Source organism: Pseudidiomarina homiensis, assembly GCF_003987225.1.
Taxonomy (GTDB): Bacteria; Pseudomonadota; Gammaproteobacteria; order Enterobacterales; family Alteromonadaceae; genus Pseudidiomarina; species Pseudidiomarina homiensis.
This window is the reverse complement of the sequence record NZ_PIPX01000002.1, coordinates 322,543-340,311: the sequence shown is the minus strand read 5'-3', so window position 1 is coordinate 340,311 and position 17,769 is coordinate 322,543. Positions and strand designations below refer to the sequence as shown.

The window sequence follows — 17,769 nt, the reverse complement described above, 5'->3', positions numbered from 1 at the left end:
ATGAGCGCTAACCAGCCCAACTTCTTTAGCGTCATCGTGAGTGTGCTTGCCGCACTTTTTGGTGTGCAAACAGAACAAAATCGGCAACGCGATTTTAGCAAGGGCCATCCTGGTATTTTTATTGCGGTTGGCGTCTTCTTTATTGTCCTGTTCGTGGCGACACTCTTGTTGGTCGTTAACTTAGTATTGCCTTAGCTCGTCAAGCCCCCATTTGCCAAACCTAAGGGCGGCTCAAAGTGCCGCCCCAGCTTGTTCGAGAGACTCGATACCTGAATGGCGCAGCAAAGCTTCAACTTCAGGTTCGCGACCACGAAACGCTTTGAATAAATCCATCGCATCGCGGGTACCGCCGCGCTCCAAAATCGCGCGTAAGAAATCTTGACCCACTTCACGATTGAAAATGCCTTCTTCTTCAAAGCGACCAAAGGCATCGGCCGAAAGCACCTCAGCCCATTTGTAACTGTAATACCCAGCGGCATAACCACCGGCAAAGATGTGGCCAAAACTGTGCTGGAAACGGTTGTATGCAGGTGGCTTGCGGACCGCCACTTGCTCACGAACTTGGTCCAGAATGGCCTGAATTTGATCCCCTTGCTGTGCGTCGTAATCGCGATGAATCAACAAGTCGAACAGACTAAATTCAAGTTGTCGAACCATCTGCATGGCCGACTGAAAGTTACGGGCAGCGAGCATGCGGTCGAGCATTGCTTGCGGTAGCGGTGCACCTGTTTCATAGTGCCCTGAAATAATAGCTAGCGCTTCCGGCTCCCAGCACCAGTTTTCTAGGAACTGTGACGGCAGTTCAACCGCATCCCACGCCACACCATTGATACCTGATACACCAGCGACATCCACTTTGGTGAGCATATGATGCAAGCCATGACCAAATTCATGAAATAACGTCAGCACCTCGTCGTGGGTAAACAATGCCGGCTTGTCACCCTGCGGCTTATTAAAGTTGCAGGTCAGATAGGCTACCGGCAGTTGCAACTGCGCGCTGTTGGTGATGCGACGTACGGCACATTCAGCCATCCAGGCGCCGCCACGCTTACCGCTGCGGGCATAGAGATCGAGGAAGAAACTACCACGTTGTTCGCCGTTACTATCGGTAATGACAAAGTAGCGCACATGCTCATGATAACGAGAAGGTGGCGTTGCTTCGTTAACCTGCATACCAAATAGGCTTTCAACCACGCTGAATAGCCCTTTCAATACTTGCCCCTCAGGAAAGTACGGGCGCAATTCTTCGTCGGAGATAGCGTATTTTTGTTGCTTCAGCTTTTCGCTGAAATACGCAACATCCCACGCCTCTAGCTCGGTTACACCATGTTCTTTAGCGGCAAACTCAACCACTTCTTGGTAATCTTGCTGCGCTTGCGGCAACGAACGCGCAGCTAAATCGTGCAGGAAGCTTTCAACTTGCGTCGGTGATTCGGCCATTTTGGTTGCCAAACTCAGCTCTGCGTAGTTACTAAAGCCGAGCAATTGCGCAAGTTCATGTCGTAGCGCTAAGGTTTCAGCCATCACTTTCGTGTTGTCATACTGGCCGGCCTGCGGACCTTGCTCTGACGCGCGTGTGGTGAATGCTTGGTACATGACCTTACGCAATTCACTGTCGTCGGCGTACATCATGACTGGCAAATAACTTGGTATCGACAAGCCAAAGCGCCAGCCTTGCTGCTCATTTTCTTCTGCGGCACTGGCGGCGGCCGCAATAGCGCTCTCTGGGAGGCCTCGCAGGCGTTGCTCATCGGTCACCAAATAGTGCCAACCATCAGTCGCATCCAACAAGTTATTACTAAACTGTGAGGCTAAATCCGAAAGACGCGTTTGAATCGCTGCGTAACGTTGTTTTTGCTGTTGCGGAAGGGCGACCCCTGACAATTTAAAATCACGCAACGTGTCGCTAACGACTTTTCGTTGCGCTTCGCTTAATTGGGCAAATTCAGCGCTCTCTGCCAGTGCTTGAAACGCTTGGTATAAGCCTTCGTGCTGCCCGACATAAGTGCCGTAATCACTGAGCATAGGCAAGCAAGCGTCATGGGCTTCGCGCAATTCCGCAGAGCTGACCACGGCATTTAAATGCGACACCGGTGACCAACTCCGTTCCAACAGATCATCGACCTCTTCCAACGGCGCAACTAAGCCTTGCCATGAATAGTCGCCGCGCTCGAGCACTTGCTCGATTGTGCTTTTACACGCCGCAATACGCTGCTCAATAGCAGGTACAATATGCTCCGGTTGAATGTCAGCAAAAGGCGGTAAATGGTAATCGCTCAATAAAGGGTTTTGACTCATGCGGCTTCCTCTTGAATAATGCGCTGTGTAAGTACTCTACAGCAGATGTTTGGCCGAAGTTCAATTTTTCAAGGCGGCAACTGCCCAAACAGGACAACAATAACCATGAAACTGAGTCACATTGCCAGCAAGCACATGCGAAATACTTTATACGCAGGTCTCGCACTCTTAAGTTTAGCCGGTTGTAGTAACATCAGCGCGCCGCCAGCCAGCGACAGCTCCAGCACGACGAACCGAACAGGTGAAGCACTGACGCTGCCAGCGCTCTATACCGAGTCGACCTATCATGCCGGCGGTGTGCCGCCAACACGCTGGCTGAGCGACGGTAGCGGTTACACCACGTTAGAGCCAAGCGCGACCTCTGCTGGCGATGACTTAGTGCGCTATCACCCCGAAACGCAGGCCCGCGATGTGCTGATCACTGCGGCTGAGTTAACGCCTGACGGGCAAGACGCACCGCTTTCTTTGGCCGACTATCACTGGTCGAGCGATGGCAGCAAACTGCTTATTTTCACCAACACGAAGCGCTCATGGCGTACCCACACCTTAGGCGACTACTGGGTGTTTGATCTCAATTCGCGTGAACTACAGCAACTCGGCGCATTTGCCGAGCCTTCAACCTTGCAGTTCGCCAAGTTCGACCCACAGGCGCAACGCGTAGCCTACGTGGTTAACAACAACATTTACGTTGAAGCCTTGGCTTCTGGAACAGTGTCGGGAAAAGTGACGCAACTTACCCATGACGGTAACGATACCATCGTTAACGGTACCTTCGACTGGGTCAACGAAGAAGAATTCTTTTTGCGCGATGGCTTTCGTTGGAGTCCAGACGGCGAGCATATTGCGTATTGGCAACTCGATACCGAGGGTACGCCCGTCTTCACCATGATCAACAACACTGATGCGCTTTACCCGACCCTGAAGACGTTCCCGTATCCAAAAGTTGGTGAGACCAACGCTGCCATGCGTATTGGCGTCATGGATGCTGACGGTGGCGATACCACCTGGATGAAGGTACCGGGTGATCCGCGCCAGCATTACTTAGTGCGCATGCAATGGGCAGGTAACTCTGAGCAGTTATTGATCCAGCAGCTCACGCGTTCGCAAGCCATCAATAAAACCTTTGTTGCCGATGCTAGCAACGGAGCGGTCAATGAACTCTTGCGTGAAACCACCGAAAGCTGGGCCGAGTATGTCGACGATGTTCAGTTTCTCGAGAACGGCGACTTTACTTGGTTGAGTGAACGCAGTGGTTATCGCCACATCTATCGCGTCGACCGCGATAGCGGACGCTTGAATGCGATTACCCGCGGTAACTGGGACGTCGTCGAAGTTCTGCAGATCAACGAACAACAAGGCTGGGTTTACTTTATTGCGTCGCCAGAAACGCCGCTTGAGCGCTATCTGTTCCGCGCCAGCTTAGATGGCTCAGGCAAACTCGAGCGACTCACACCTGCGCAGCCAGGCTCACACAGCTATCAACTTTCCGCCAATGCGGACTATGCTGTGCACACCTATTCAAATGTTCAGCAGGTCCCGCAAGTCGATATGGTGAGCCTACCCGACCACCAGCAAATTCGCATGATCAAAGACAATGCTTCGGCGCAACAGGCGTTCAATGCGCTTGCTAAGGGTAGTTTTGAGTTTTTCCGTGTCCCCGCGCGCGATGGCTTGCAGCTCGATGGCTTTTTAATGAAACCTGTCGACTTCGATCCAACGAAAGAGTATCCCATTGTTTTTTATGTCTACGGCGAACCTTGGGGACAAACGGTCAGCAATAGCTGGGGCGGCGAACGCTTCCTTTGGCATACCTACCTTACGCAACAAGGGTACATTGTCGCTTCCATCGATAACCGCGGAACTAAATCACCGCGCGGGTTTGAATGGCGACGCTCAATCTACAAGAACCTTGGTGTGATCACCGTGCGCGACCAGTACGATGCGTTGCAAGCCATGCTTGAGCGTTGGAGCTTCATTGACGAAGAACGCGTCGGTATTTGGGGGCATAGTGGTGGTGGTTCGCAAACCTTGAATGCATTGTTCCGTTATCCAGAGCATTATCATGTGGGGCTAGCACTAGCACCGGTACCCGACTTGACGTTGTATGACACCATTTATCAGGAGCGCTACTCAGGGTTGTTGCCGGAGTCGGCAGAACGCTATAAAGAAACCTCTGCCATTACCCACGCTGAAAACTTACAAGGTGATTTGCTGTTAGTACACGGCACCGGTGATGACAACGTCCACTTTCAAGGCTCAGAGCGTTTGGTTAACGAGCTCATCAAACATAGCAAGCAGTTCGAGTTCTTCGCTTATCCGAACCGTACCCATGGCATCCGTGAAGGCGAGGGAACTACCCTGCACTTGCGCACCATGATGACTGAGTTTTTAACAGAACACCTACCTACCGGCGCTCGTTAAGGCGCCTCAACGTAATCCAAATAGGCTTCGTTCAGCACGGTCATGCCGTGCTGACGAAGCCACTGTTCAGCCTCTTGATAATCGTTAGAGTGTTTGGCCACAAGTTGCCAAAACCGCGCGCTATGGTTGAATTCCTGCAAGTGACACAGCTCGTGAATCACTACATTACGCACGACCCATTCGGGTGCCAACCAAAGCTTCCAGCTGAATTTAAGTTCACCACGACGGTTGCAATGCCCCCACTTGCTGGAGAAACTGCCCACACTCCAGGTTTTCGGTTGTAGGGCATGATCGGCTGGCCATAGGTCGAAAAAGTCATCAAGCCAGTCTTGCGCTTGCTGGCAGTACCACTTACGAATCAATTCTCGTGGTTCCTTTGCGGGATTACTGCGCGGTGTCACGGTTGCCATAAGATCGTCCCCACGACGCTGACATGATTTACGCGTTGCCTTACCAACCACCAACTGCAGTGGCTGCCCCAACCAGCGCAAACGTTCGCCGTTCGCCCATTGACGCGGTGCTAAGTTAGCAAGAACTTCGCGCTGTTTTGTCAAGTGTCGCTCAATCCACGCCTGCTTCGTCTGCACAAAGGCATACACCTGCCGTTCCGGCATATGTTGCGGCGCCTGCACCACCACTTCACCATCACGAACTTTAATCGCAACAGAACGACGACGGCGGCTGCGTTGAATTGAATAGATTGCACTCATCGGTTTTTTCAGCTCAAGGTTTGACCCAGTTACGTTGCACACTCAGGCATTTTGAGTGATCATACTGCCTTTCTATTTTCCAAGATTAGCATGTTACAGGAGTACAACGCATGACTCGACATTACGATTATTTAGCCATCGGTGCTGGCAGCGGCGGTATTGCCTCAGCCAACCGCGCAGCAATTCGTGGCGCAAAGGCCGCAGTAATTGAAGCGAAAGCCGTTGGTGGTACTTGCGTGAATGTCGGCTGCGTCCCGAAAAAAGTCATGTGGTATGGTGCGCACATTGCCGAAGCCATCAAGTACAGTGAAGCCTACGGCTTTGACTTACAGCAAAATGGCTTTGATTGGAGTACGTTAGTGCGCAATCGTGAAGCCTATATTGAGCGTATCCACGGTGGCTACAAACGTGGCTTTGAAAGTAACGGCGTTGAATACATTGAAGGCTTTGCTCGCTTTGTTGATAAAAATACCGTTGAAGTGAATGGCGAGCAAATCACTGCCGACCACATCACTATTGCTGTCGGTGGTCGCGCAATCATTCCAAGTTGCGAAGGTGCTGAGTACGGTATCGATTCCGACGGTTTCTTTGCCTTAGAAGAGCGTCCGAACAAAGCTGTCGTAGTCGGTGCGGGTTATATCGCTGTCGAAATCGCCGGCGTGCTGCATGCACTTGGTTCAGATAGTCATTTGCTGGTACGTCGTGATCGCCCCTTGCGCTATTTTGACGAAGATATTACCGAAGCTCTCCTTGAACGTCTTGCGCAAGACGGACCAACGTTGCACACCAACACCGTCGTGCAAAAAGTAGTCAAAGGCGAAAATGGCTTACTCACTATTCACACCGAAACCGGCGACACTATCGAAGGTGTCGACTGCTTGGTGTGGGCCATTGGTCGCGAGCCGGCAACCGACAAGATCAATCTTGAAGCAGCTGGCGTCGAAGTCGACCCAGTTGGTTTTATTCGCACAGATAAGTATCAAAACACCAATATTGAAGGCATTTACGCTGTCGGCGATATCACTGGCGAAGCACAGCTGACACCAGTTGCTATTAAGGCTGGACGTTTGCTTGCAGAACGCTTATTCAATCCCGATTTGCCCGACGCGCACATGGATTACACGCAAATCCCTACGATTGTGTTCAGTCATCCACCGATTGGTACCGTGGGACTTACTGAGGTTGAAGCGGTGGCTAAATATGGCGAAGGCAATGTCAAAGTGTATCGGTCAAAATTTGCGGCCATGTACAATGCCGTGACGCCTCACCGTGCCCTAAGCACCTTCAAGTTAGTCTGCACTGGTCCAGAGGAAAAAGTCGTCGGCATCCACGGCATTGGTGAAGGCATGGACGAAATACTGCAAGGTTTCGCCGTGGCTATGAAAATGGGCGCAACGAAAGCTGACTTTGATGCAACTGTAGCCTTGCACCCAACCAGCGCAGAAGAGTTTGTTACGCTACGTTAGAACCTAAGTAATTTGTGTTTGAACCTTCAAAAGCAGCTGTCTCAGCTGCTTTTGTTCGTTCTGGCTTAAGCCTGACATTACATGCTCAGCGAGCTGAAAACGTTGCGTGGTGATGGTATCGATCAAACCTTTGCCGTCAGCAGTTAATGCCAATAAACGTGAACGGCGGTCTTCTTGTGCATGGGTACGGGTTAATAAACCACGTTTAATCAGCCGATCACAGCACAAGGTTAACGCCCCTGAGGTAATACGTACTTCTTCCAACAATAAGCTAGGTGTTGCTTGATAAGGTTCGCCTTGGCGGCGCAAACAGGCCAGTACATCATGCTCTCGCTGACTTAAACCCGCCTCCTTAAGTGCCACATCGCCCATATCTTCGAGGTTAGCAGCAACGCCCAATAGACAACCGACCAAAGCAGCTTCATGCACGGATAAGTCGGGGCGCTGCGTTTGCCATTGTTTGGTTACGCGCGCAAGCAATTCGGGAAAGCGATTAAGGTTGTTTATTGGCACATCGGTATCCAGATTTAGACTTTGCGCAAAGATTATGCGCTTCACGCAAAGTCCGCAAGTGCTGAATTAGTCTTTCGCCAATTGAAAAGCTAAAGCAACTTCGTGTCCACTCCCGGCGAATCTCGGATCGTAGCGCCACTTCTGTAACGCTGCCACGGCGGCCGCATCAAATGTTCCAGCAGGCGTAGCATCGACAACTTCAATATCTGCAACTTTACCGTCGTCAGTAATCGTAAAACGCAAGGTGACTTGACCTTCAATTCCCTGCTCAGCAGCTTCCATGGGATAACTCGGGCTGACCCGAATAATTGGCGTGGCCTGTGCATCGCTCTTTACTTCAGCTAATGCCGATGCTTGCCAAACACTTAGCAACGCTAAACCTAAGGCTAAAGCAGATAGTAACGGCCAGTAACGTAATGGTTGCGTCGAAGTGAGTTGTTGAATACGTTCTTTCATAGCTTGTTTTGCTCCGTAATGATAGAGATAAGGGTCTAACTGCACCCGCGTTGATGTCGTAGCCGCAACCTGTAGCAACGTGTGACCATAACGAACACGCTGTGGCGGCGAAACTTGAGCAAGTATGACTGCGTCACAAGCGAGTTCTTGGTCACAACGAAACCGGCGGTAGCACAACCAAGCTACTGGATGAAACCAAAAAATCATGCAAAGTATGAAGGCGACTATATTGGCCACGGTATCACCGCGGCGCCAATGGTGTTGTTCGTGTTTTAAGATGAGGCGTCTTTGCTGCGCATCAAACCGCTGACTGAAATCGGCCGGCAGAAATAACGTTGGCCGCAACACTCCTGCGATCGCTGGGCCGCCGCCCGAAGCGATTCTGACGATACGTAGGTTACCGCAGCGCCAATACTGATTTACCCGCGGCCAACGTAATAGGAAAGCGCTAAGCGCAAGCACGAAGCCCGCTGACCAAATGATGCTCAATACATTGGTCGGAGCTGGAACAGTGAGGTTCTCGAATTGCTGCGAGGGATCGATAACAAACCGCAACGACGAAATAGCGTCGGCAAATGGCCACCAGCTTTGCGGCAGCAACACCGCCAGTAAAAGAATAGGCACGACTGCCCATAAACTATAGAGGCTAACCGCACCTAGCTTTTGCAACAGCCAGCGGTGTCCCACTAAACGCAAAGCGCCAACCACCACAAGCACTAAACTCGCTTCACTCAGCCACTCAATCATGCTGTTGCTCCTGTTCAAGCTTGGCTAACAAGGCTTTAAGCTCAGCAATATCATCTTGGCTCAAGTTGTCAGCATCGGCGAAACTGGCGACCAAAGGTGCGACTTTGCCCGAGAACAGACGTTTAACAAAATGCTGTCCCGCGTGTCGTTGGTAATCACTTTGTGCAATCGTGGGTTGATACAGGTAGGCGCGCCCTTGTTGTTGATAATCAAGAGCACCTTTTTGCACAAGGCGGTTGAGCATCGTCTTGATGGTTTTTGCTTGCCAATCAGAAGTGTGTTGCAAGCGCTCGACGATGGCAGCCGCAGGTAAGGGTGCTTCGTGCCAAAGCACTTTCATAACTTCAAGTTCAGCGTTGCTAATCTCAATCATGGGACAGACCTTTGATTACATTTGTAATCATAAGGATTACAGCTGTAATCTAATCTGTCAAACTTTTTTCTTTGGTCGTTCGGTTGGATTAGCATCCACGGTCATGGATAAAATGCGTGATAGGTGGCTATAAGGCATTCCAGTCTCGTCATGCCATGTATTAAAAGCTTGTTGTACCTGCATGAGTCCACGCTGGCTATTCTCGCTGGCATCTAACAACTTATGGTTACGTAGCGCGGTCAACACATCGGGCGAGAGAACATAGCCGTCCCAACCCACCCGGCGTAAAAAGTGTTGCGCCGTCGCCCCACCCAAACGTGAGCCATGCTTCTTAAAGTAGGTCAGCAGTTGAGCTTGCTGGGATGAAGGATACTGCGCAATAAATTCGCCGAAACTGCCGTATTCTTCAGTAATTTCAACGATCATGCGGGCATTTACCGGAACGGCTTCAATCTTCTGCCAGTTACGAATAATGCGTGTATCATCAGCCAGTTGCTCAAGTCGTTCGGGGGGAACTTGTTGCCAATAGACGGGCACGAAACCACTAAAAGCTTCTTCAAACCCAGCCCACTTGGCGTCAATAATACGCCAGACAAAGCCAGCACGAAAAATTCCGCGCGTCATTTCCGCTAGGTAGTATGCATCGCTTTGCGCACGCAGTTCGTCCGTCGACCGTACCTTAGGCAAGCGCGCATGCACTTCTTGCTTACCTTTACGCGCGACTGCGCGATCGTAAAAATAGGAGAATTTCACACCGTACCTCGTTACTTCGCAAGGCTAACCCTGTCGTTTAGCTAGCTTAGAGCGATTTAGTTGTGGTACTTTCAGCATAACCGAACCCCAAAGTTGGATGCGAATGTTTTTACTTATTGTTTTTGCTTTCATCGCGATAGGTGTCTCATTTATCTGTTCTGTACTCGAAGCAGCGTTGTTGTCGATCACGCCGAGCTATATCGCACAACAAAAGGCAACCAAGCCCAGGTTACATAAGCAACTGCAGCGACTCAAAGCCAACATCGATCGCCCTCTCGCAGCCATACTAACCTTAAACACTATTGCCCATACAGTCGGTGCTGCCGGCGTCGGTGCACAAGTGGGGGTGGTGTTTGGTGACGGCTATCTCGCTGTCGCTTCAGCCGTCATGACAGTCTTGATCCTCTTACTATCAGAGATCATTCCCAAGACGATTGGCGCAAAGTTTTGGCGGGGTCTGGCGCCAGTGCTCCCGCCGACACTCAACTTCATGATTATCAGCTTAAAGCCGTTTATTTGGCTCTCAGACCAAATCACTAAGCGTATTGGCGGTGAGTCACACGATATCGATGTACGTAACGAGATTAAGGCGCTCGCCATTGTCGGCAACGAGCAAAACGTCATCGACAATGACGAAAAACGCGTAATCAGTAATATTCTCGATTTGCATGCTATCAAGGTCAGTAAAGCAATGACCCCCCGTACCGTCAGTGAATCGGTTCCTCCCGACTGCACCGTCGCCGAGTTTTTGGAACAAGTCAAAGCTATGCCCTACTCGCGTTTCCCCGTTATTGACGCTGACGAGGTCCCCCACGGTCTGATTCTTCGTAACGAAGCACTAGAGTCACACCGCGAAGAAAAAATTAGTACGCTGGTGCGTGACGTCGAGGTGTTATCACCTTCAGTCGATTTAGAAAGCGCGCTTACACGGTTTTTGGAGACGCGTCAGCACATGGCTGTGGTCTATGATGAGCACGGAACCTGGTTAGGCGTGATCACGCTCGAGGACATCATCGAAACAATTCTGGGGCAGCCCATTATGGACGAGACCGACACGGTACCAAGCCTCCGTCGCTATGCAAAGCAACGCTGGGGCCAACGTATAAAAGCCGAAGAAGAGTAGCCTTTAAAACTTTGTTACAAAGCTCCTGTAACATTTACGTTCAAACGCTCCACACTCAAAACCTTAAGCTCTAAACTCATTGGTGTACTTTTTCATTTCACGAGCTAAGAGCAACAGACCATGAAACGATTACTGTTAAGTAGTGCGATCAGTTTGGCCCTCCTCAGTGGTTGTAGCACCCAAACAACACAACCCGAGCAGACCACAAGCGTCGAAAAGGCCCAAGCGACAGTTGTAAAGTCTCCAAACGACGACCGTCAGTACCGCGTGATTACCCTGCCTAACCAACTCGAAGTTATGTTGGTTTCGGATCCGAGTACTGAAAAATCTGCAGCATCATTGAGTGTCGGCGTAGGCTTACTGCAAGACCCTATGACCCAACAAGGGATGGCGCATTATCTCGAGCACATGTTGTTCTTGGGTACCGAAGACTATCCAGACACCAAAGGCTACTCTGAGTTCATGACTGCAAACGGCGGCTCACAGAACGCCTACACGTGGCTCGATATCACCAACTATATGTTTAGCGTCAACAACGACGCGGTCGATGAAGCGCTCGACCGTTTCTCTGACTTTTTTAAAGCACCGATGCTTTATCCGGAATACACCGACAAAGAGAAGAACGCGGTCAATGCCGAGTGGTCTATGCGTCGCGAAATGGACTTTTTCGGTCAATTTAAACTGGCGCGCAACCTGCTTGGCGATCACCCAGCCAACCGTTTTTTGATTGGTAACCTTGAATCGTTAGGCGACAAAGAAGGTAGCCAGTTGCACGCTGAAACCGTCGACTTCTATGAACGCTACTACTCAGCCAACATTATGAAGGTTGCACTGCTTGGCAATCAGTCTCTCGCCGAGTTAGAAGCATTAGCACGCAAGCACTTCAGCGAGATCGAGAACCAAGCCATCGCTGAGCCTGAGGTAACGACGACGCTTAATTTCGAAGAAGTCGGCGGCAAGCGCATTCACTATGTGCCGAATCAAGACATCAAACAATTACGCCTTGAATTCATCATCGATGACAACAGTGACGAGTTTGCCGTAAAGCCTAATCAATTCATTTCTTATTTGATCGGCTCCGAAATGCCAGGTACACCCGCATTTGTTCTTAAAAATAGCGGCATGATTTCAAGTCTTAATGCCTCGGCAAGCCCAACCTATTACGGCAACTACGGCGCACTCTCAATTGACGTGAACCTCACCGATGCCGGTATGCAAAATCGTGAAATGATCACGGCAATGCTGTTGCAGTACATCGAACTCATTAAGGCCCAAGGCGTTGATGCAAAGTACTACGATGAAATCAAAACCAGCTTGGACAACCAGTTCCGATTCTTAGAAAAATCAGATGAATTTGGCTATGTGTCTAATCTCGCTGAAGCCATGCAGAACGTTCCCGCAAGTATGGCCATTGCCGCTCCGTATCATTACGAGCGCTTTGATGCTGACGCTATTCGTAATGTTCTGGACCAGCTGACGCCGGAGCGTTTACGCATTTGGTATGTGAGCAAGCAAGAACCGCACGATAGCGAACTGCATTACTATGACGGTAAGTACAAAGTGGTCGATATCAGTGCTGAAGAGCAAGCCAACTGGCAGCAAGCACTCAACATTCCACTGCAGTTACCCGCAGTCAATAACATGTTGCCAGAAAATTTCGACATCGTTGCCGAAACGCAGCGTGACAAGCCGGAAGTGGTCGTGGAACAAGACGGTATTCAAGCTTGGCACTATCCGAGTAAAGATTTCGCCGATCAGCCGCGCGGCTGGATGAATATCCACATGAATTACCCTTCAGCACTCACTTCAGCGAAGGCGGATGTACTGTTAGCGCTGTGGCGCGATTTGTTCACGCTGCAACAAAGTGCACTTGCCACGGAAGCAGGCATCGCTGGCATGAACATGAACTTATCAGCTGGCACAGGTTTAACGTTACGCGTCGGTGGTTTTACCGATAAACAAGCAGTCTTACTTGAAAAAGCACTTGCAGGTTTACACGTAGAAGTTGATGAGCAAGGCTTTGCACAAGCCATCGATCGCTATGTCCGCGCGCTACAAAATCAAGGCAAGCAATTTCCGTTCTACCAAGCCTTCGGCGCCTATAACAAGCTGATTCGTGAAGGTAACTTTAATTCAGCTACGTTAATTGCTACAGCTAAAGAACTCCAGCCAAGTGACCTTGAAAGCTTCATGCAAGAGTTCCTGCAGGACAACCACACTCGTATCTTTGCGTTCGGCAACTACAATCAAGCCGCACTCGAAAATGTGGTCAGCAAAGTAGCGCAAGCATTGCCCGAAGATCGTAAAAACTTCGCCTACCGTAGCGCTGCATTCTGGCGTCCACAGCTAGGTAACACACTGGTTTGGCAAGAAAATATCGATGTTTCCGATGTCGGCTTGATCGATGTGAAGGTGAACCCTACGCCAGGCTACGCAACCTATGCGGCAGCGACGGTACTGAAAGATCATTTTAGCAATGTTGCTTTCGATCGATTACGTACTGAAGAACAGCTCGCTTATGCTGTGGGGGGCACCGCGACGCGGTTAGATGACTACACTGGATTCGCCATGTACATCCAAACGCCAGTTAAAGATGCTGCGGCAATGCAAGCACGCTTTGACGCTTTCCGTGATGAATATGCCGCTGTCCTTGCCGAGATCACAGAAGAGGAATTTGCGCAACTCAAGGCTAGTACTTTGGTCACCTTAAAAGAACCGCCAAAGAACATGTCGGAAGAAGCCGCGCCGTTATTGAGTGATTGGTATCGCGAGGAATTCGATTTCGACAGCAAGCAGCAATTGATTGCGGCGGTAGAAGAGGTCACCTTAGCTGATGTACAGGCCTTCTATCAGGAGACGATGTTAAATCCTGATGCGGCACGTATTAACGTACAAATGCGTGGCACTAAGTTTGTCGAACAACCGTTTGCAAACTTTGCCGAGCAAACTAAGGTTGAAAGCTTAGCTGAATTCCATAAGGCAATGGAAAAACAGTAATCAAATCTTAAGGTAACTGCGGGAGCAGCGTTGGGGGCACAATTTCATGTGCTCCCAATTGCGCTCCCGTTTTTTTAGTCGATTTCTCTCACATCACCCTGCTGCGAACGTGACCGCTTAATGCTCGGTCGACCGCGCTCTACCCGCTCGGGTTTCTGGACCGCAGGCTTTTGTGCTACCGGTCTTTGTACGACTGGTCTTTTTGCCTCTGGTCTTTTTGCCTCTGGTCTTTGTGCTACCGGCCTTTGTACCGCAGGTCGCTGCTTAGGTTCGAAACGCGGCTGCTGTGGTGTCATGCGCTTTTCGGGCTTAGTGGCAAAACGCGGTTCTTGTCGCACAACACGTTGCTCAGGCCGCGGCTCGAGTCGTGGCTGTTGTCTTACCACCGGCTGCCGAGGCTTGGCCTCGATATGCGGTTTTTGACGAACCACTGGATCAACAGGCTTCTGTTCAACACGCGGCTGTTTGTTACGCACTAACCGCGGTTGCGCTTCGGCTTCCAGTAACCGGCGACGCAATTCAACCTGCGGCGGTCGTTTTTCACGCACCGGCTTCTGTACAACGTGGCCGGGGCCGCCGTCAGGCTTAAACTGAGGAGGGTTACGCACTAAGTCACGATGACGGTAATCGACATTGCGACGATGGCGCGGGTCATGCCGCCAACGATCCCCATCTCCTGGGCGCGGGCGATAGAAGTCACGGCGATGACGACGATCGCGATCGCGGTCATGATAGTGGTGGTGATGAATAACTACATAGCGATTACGCCAGTAAAAGTCACTATAGAAATACCAACTCGGAACGTTGTACGAGAGCGTCCAACGGATGCCATGTCCAAAGCTTACAGAAACGCCAAAGCCATCCCAATAAACAGGGGGACGATGGTGCCACCAAGAGCCATAGACATATCGGCTGTCGTATACTGGGACATACACATATTCACGCCGCACCGTTTCAATACGAATCGCTTCACGTTCACGTTGCACCGCAATGCGCTCGTCGCTACGTAGGTTCCCTGCAGCGTATGCACGGTCACGCAACACTTGAATACTCGCAAGTACATCTTCTTGCTGTGCGAGAAACGCTTCGCCAATGGCTTGCGTCCATTCAAGATCTTCACTCATACGTTTAAGCACATCTGGCGTTGCCACCAATGCTTTGACACTTGGGTCCCAATCTTTGTTATCGGCGGCAGTTAGCAAACGCTCACTGGATAAACGCTGATTCTGCTGCACCCAGCGATCCGCTTGAATAACTTCTAAAGGATAGGTTGCCGCAATCAAGATGTGCGAAAGCAAACTATCGGGATACAGTGCAATTGGCGCGAGCATGCGATCGAGGTCGGCGCGCTGATACACCCCATCAACAGCATAGGCTGTGTAGTTTTCAGTGGTGGTTGCGTAGGCTTTTGGTACCGTAGTACAACCCACGGAAGCTGCTAAAGCCAAGGACACAACACTTAACTTCAACAACGGGATTTTGGCTGATTTTAACTGTCTCATTGACTGTCTCATAAGAGCGCCTCCGTTTGTTGGATGGTCTGCACCATCACTATCAGTATAGACGCTGCCATGCGCTTTATCGTGACGGCGGTTTCGTAAAGGGAATGTAAAGAAGTGTTTCTTAGTGGCAGAAAAAAGCCGCTCGATGGAGCGGCTTTGATTAGGTAGCAGTGAGTGCTTTTTATTCAATACCAAGTTCTTTCAAGAGGTTATCAGCATTATCCACATGCTGCATTTGCCACAGCATAAAGCGACTGTCGACTTGAATTGAACGCGTATTATCAATATTGAAATCCCAATCCGAAATAATCGAATCTAAAGTGCCATCAAAAGCTAAGCCAACCAGTTCTGCCTTACCGTTCAGTACCGCTGAACCTGAGTTGCCCCCGGTGATATCCAGGGTCGCTAAGTAGTTCACCGGCACCGAATCAAGGCTCTCAACATAGTAGTCACCATAGTCTTTAGCGGCTATCGCATCGAGCTGTTCCTGCGGAGCATTAAATTCACCTTCACCAGTGGCTTTCTCTTGAATGCCACGTAAAGTGGTGAATGCGGTCCATGCGGTACCATCGTAGGTGCCGTGATCACGCCCTGTAACAGTTCCATAGGTGACACGTAACGTGCTGTTCGCATCGGGGTAAACCGCTTCGCCCTGTTCATTCATGAAGGCAATTTTTGCTTTCATGTAATTGGCATAAGCTTCTTGGATTTTACCTGACAGCTCTTCGCTCTTATCCTGCTCGGCTTCTTGCTGAGGAAAGAGCTCTACGGCTGCTTGCACAAAAACATCTTGGCTATCAGCGAACTGACTAGGCTTAGCCGCCAACAACTCATTGCGAGTATCCAGCTCGGTTAAGTCAGTATTGGCATACCAAGATGAAATCAGTTCACGTAGCTCGGCATCGCTCATGTCGGCTTGAATACCGAGTGCAGCATCGAACTTCGCATCACGCTGCGCCGCTGGCACCTGCAAGTAATTTTTCAGATTATAAAAATCTAAAGCTTGCTCGACACTAGTATCGAAGCTGCGGTCAAGACCTGCCATATAAGCTTTATAGCGCGGCAAATCACGTTCTTGATAACCAACTTCACGTTCAGCATCAGGTTTGGTTTGTTCTTGGCTCAGCTTATAAAGCGCCTGCGCTACGCCGAGTAAACGAGGCGTTGCTAACGAACGATAATAGTCGCTACGATCACGCTCTTGACGCTCCGCTAACAAGGATTCGATGGCTTGCAGGTCTTCGGCATACACCGCGCGGTTTTCTGCTGACTGAGTTACCCACTCGGTAAGCGCCGCATGCTCAGCTTTTTTACGCTCAAGTAAGTCTGAGTTAGCAAAGCTATCCAACATACCTTGGCGGTTTTTTAGGTAATTGTTCAAGCCCGCTACGCGACTCGCATATTTAAGCTCAGCATCCTTATCATTCGCCGTTTGTGCGGCAATAATGTCCAAGTTATCGCGAAAGCGTTTAACCGTATTCGGATAACTCCAGGCGAAAGTGTTCTCAACTTCACTTGGTAAACGGTGGCGGTTGGTGCGGCCCGGGTAGCCAAGCGCCATCACAAAATCACCCTCGTCCAATGCATCTTGGCTGATCTTCAAATGGAATTCAGGCTCGTAAGGTACGTTTTCCTCGGCGAATTCGGCTGATTCGCCCTCTGGACTTACATAAGCACGATAGAACGAATAGTCACCGGTATGACGCGGCCACATCCAGTTGTCGGTATCACCACCAAACTTGCCGACACCTTCTGCGGGTGCATGTACGAGACGTACATCCTTAATTTCTAACTGTTTAATGAGGTAGTACTCAAGACCGCCATAAAACGATGAGACACTGCATCGGTGACCTTCGTCTTCTTCACAAGCGGCGACAATTTCTTTGTAGTTATTTTCAATCGCATCAACGCGCGCTTTACCTGTCAAAGCTGCCGTTTCGCCATCAATCACTTGGCTAGTCACATTTTCAACAGCTTTTGTCACGTAAATACGTGAGCCAGGTGCTGCCGCAACTTCGTCGGCCATCGTTGCCGCCAAGAAACCATTGGCAAGCAGGTCGTTTTCTGGGGTCGAGTTATAGGCAATGCTGTTATAAACACAATGATGGTTAGTGACGACTAAGCCCTGCGGTGACACAAAGGAAGCTGAACACCCCCCAAGACTCACCACCGCTCCCATTGGGAATTCAGTAAGCTTCGTTAAACTGGCTGGATCCAGCTCTAAACCTGCTGCTTTGAGCTTATCGGCAATTTCCGGCAACTGCTGTGGCATCCACATGCCTTCATCTGCCAGAGCTGAGGTACTTAGCAGCGCCAGCGCAATCAATGATTTTTTCATAGTTATTCTCGTTGTTATGGACATATGACGTTAATAAAAAGTTGTCCATCATGATTGTCGCTGGAGCTTCTA

The 17,769-nt window shown here is 50.2% G+C and carries 13 protein-coding genes; 5 read left to right on the top strand and 8 right to left on the bottom strand.

Features of this window, described 5'->3' with window-relative positions:
* The gene (locus CWI70_RS10610; protein WP_126773538.1) at positions 1-195 is read left to right on the top strand and encodes a DUF2970 domain-containing protein; all 195 of its coding nucleotides are present in this window, start codon (positions 1-3) and stop codon (positions 193-195) included.
* A gap of 36 nt (positions 196-231) precedes the next feature.
* Here CWI70_RS10610 and prlC read toward each other — a convergent pair whose 3' ends face one another.
* Positions 232-2,298 (bottom strand): oligopeptidase A, encoded by a 2,067-nt coding sequence (gene prlC / locus CWI70_RS10605; RefSeq protein ID WP_126773537.1) that lies wholly within the window; start codon positions 2,296-2,298, stop codon positions 232-234.
* Between the two features lie 105 nt (positions 2,299-2,403).
* Here prlC and CWI70_RS10600 point away from each other — a divergent pair, with 105 nt between their 5' ends.
* Positions 2,404-4,719: a S9 family peptidase gene (locus tag CWI70_RS10600; RefSeq protein WP_198677696.1), complete on the top strand. Its 2,316-nt coding sequence runs from the start codon at positions 2,404-2,406 to the stop codon at positions 4,717-4,719.
* On the opposite strand, the gene CWI70_RS10595 is transcribed toward CWI70_RS10600, so the two are convergent.
* On the bottom strand, positions 4,716-5,429 hold the full coding sequence (locus tag CWI70_RS10595) for a M48 family metallopeptidase (RefSeq protein WP_126773535.1): 714 nt from the start codon (positions 5,427-5,429) through the stop codon (positions 4,716-4,718). The two genes, CWI70_RS10600 and CWI70_RS10595, sit on opposite strands and share 4 nt — an antisense overlap.
* A 110-nt stretch (positions 5,430-5,539) precedes the next feature.
* Here CWI70_RS10595 and gorA point away from each other — a divergent pair, with 110 nt between their 5' ends.
* Entirely contained in the window at positions 5,540-6,895 is a 1,356-nt protein-coding gene (gorA, locus tag CWI70_RS10590; RefSeq protein ID WP_126773533.1) for a glutathione-disulfide reductase, read from the top strand.
* A 3-nt stretch (positions 6,896-6,898) separates the two neighbouring features.
* Here gorA and CWI70_RS10585 read toward each other — a convergent pair whose 3' ends face one another.
* The 4 genes from CWI70_RS10585 to CWI70_RS10570 are packed head-to-tail and all read right to left on the bottom strand — an operon-like array spanning position 6,899 to position 9,737.
* Positions 6,899-7,453 (bottom strand): MarR family winged helix-turn-helix transcriptional regulator, encoded by a 555-nt coding sequence (locus tag CWI70_RS10585; RefSeq protein ID WP_126773531.1) that lies wholly within the window; start codon positions 7,451-7,453, stop codon positions 6,899-6,901.
* Between the two features lie 21 nt (positions 7,454-7,474).
* Positions 7,475-8,611, bottom strand: a complete 1,137-nt coding sequence (locus CWI70_RS10580; protein WP_126773529.1) for a TonB family protein — start codon at positions 8,609-8,611, stop codon at positions 7,475-7,477.
* The gene (locus tag CWI70_RS10575) at positions 8,604-8,984 is read right to left on the bottom strand and encodes a BlaI/MecI/CopY family transcriptional regulator (protein ID WP_126773527.1); all 381 of its coding nucleotides are present in this window, start codon (positions 8,982-8,984) and stop codon (positions 8,604-8,606) included. The genes CWI70_RS10580 and CWI70_RS10575 overlap by 8 nt, the downstream gene beginning before the upstream one ends.
* A gap of 57 nt (positions 8,985-9,041) precedes the next feature.
* Positions 9,042-9,737, bottom strand: coding sequence for a DNA-3-methyladenine glycosylase I (locus tag CWI70_RS10570; protein ID WP_126773525.1), 696 nt, complete (start codon positions 9,735-9,737; stop codon positions 9,042-9,044).
* A 103-nt stretch (positions 9,738-9,840) separates the two neighbouring features.
* Between CWI70_RS10570 and CWI70_RS10565 the strand changes: the two genes are divergently transcribed.
* Entirely contained in the window at positions 9,841-10,860 is a 1,020-nt protein-coding gene (locus CWI70_RS10565) for a CNNM domain-containing protein (RefSeq protein WP_126773523.1), read from the top strand.
* A gap of 120 nt (positions 10,861-10,980) precedes the next feature.
* A complete protein-coding gene (locus CWI70_RS10560) occupies positions 10,981-13,857 on the top strand; it encodes an insulinase family protein (RefSeq protein ID WP_126773521.1) in 2,877 nt (958 codons plus the stop codon).
* A gap of 74 nt (positions 13,858-13,931) precedes the next feature.
* Here the strand turns inward: CWI70_RS10560 and CWI70_RS10555 are convergent, their stop codons facing one another.
* Complete coding sequence (locus CWI70_RS10555; protein WP_157980896.1) at positions 13,932-15,359, bottom strand: DUF3300 domain-containing protein; 1,428 nt, start codon at positions 15,357-15,359, stop codon at positions 13,932-13,934.
* Between the two features lie 181 nt (positions 15,360-15,540).
* Positions 15,541-17,697, bottom strand: coding sequence for a S46 family peptidase (locus CWI70_RS10550; protein WP_126773517.1), 2,157 nt, complete (start codon positions 17,695-17,697; stop codon positions 15,541-15,543).
* Positions 17,698-17,769: the final 72 nt, after the last annotated feature.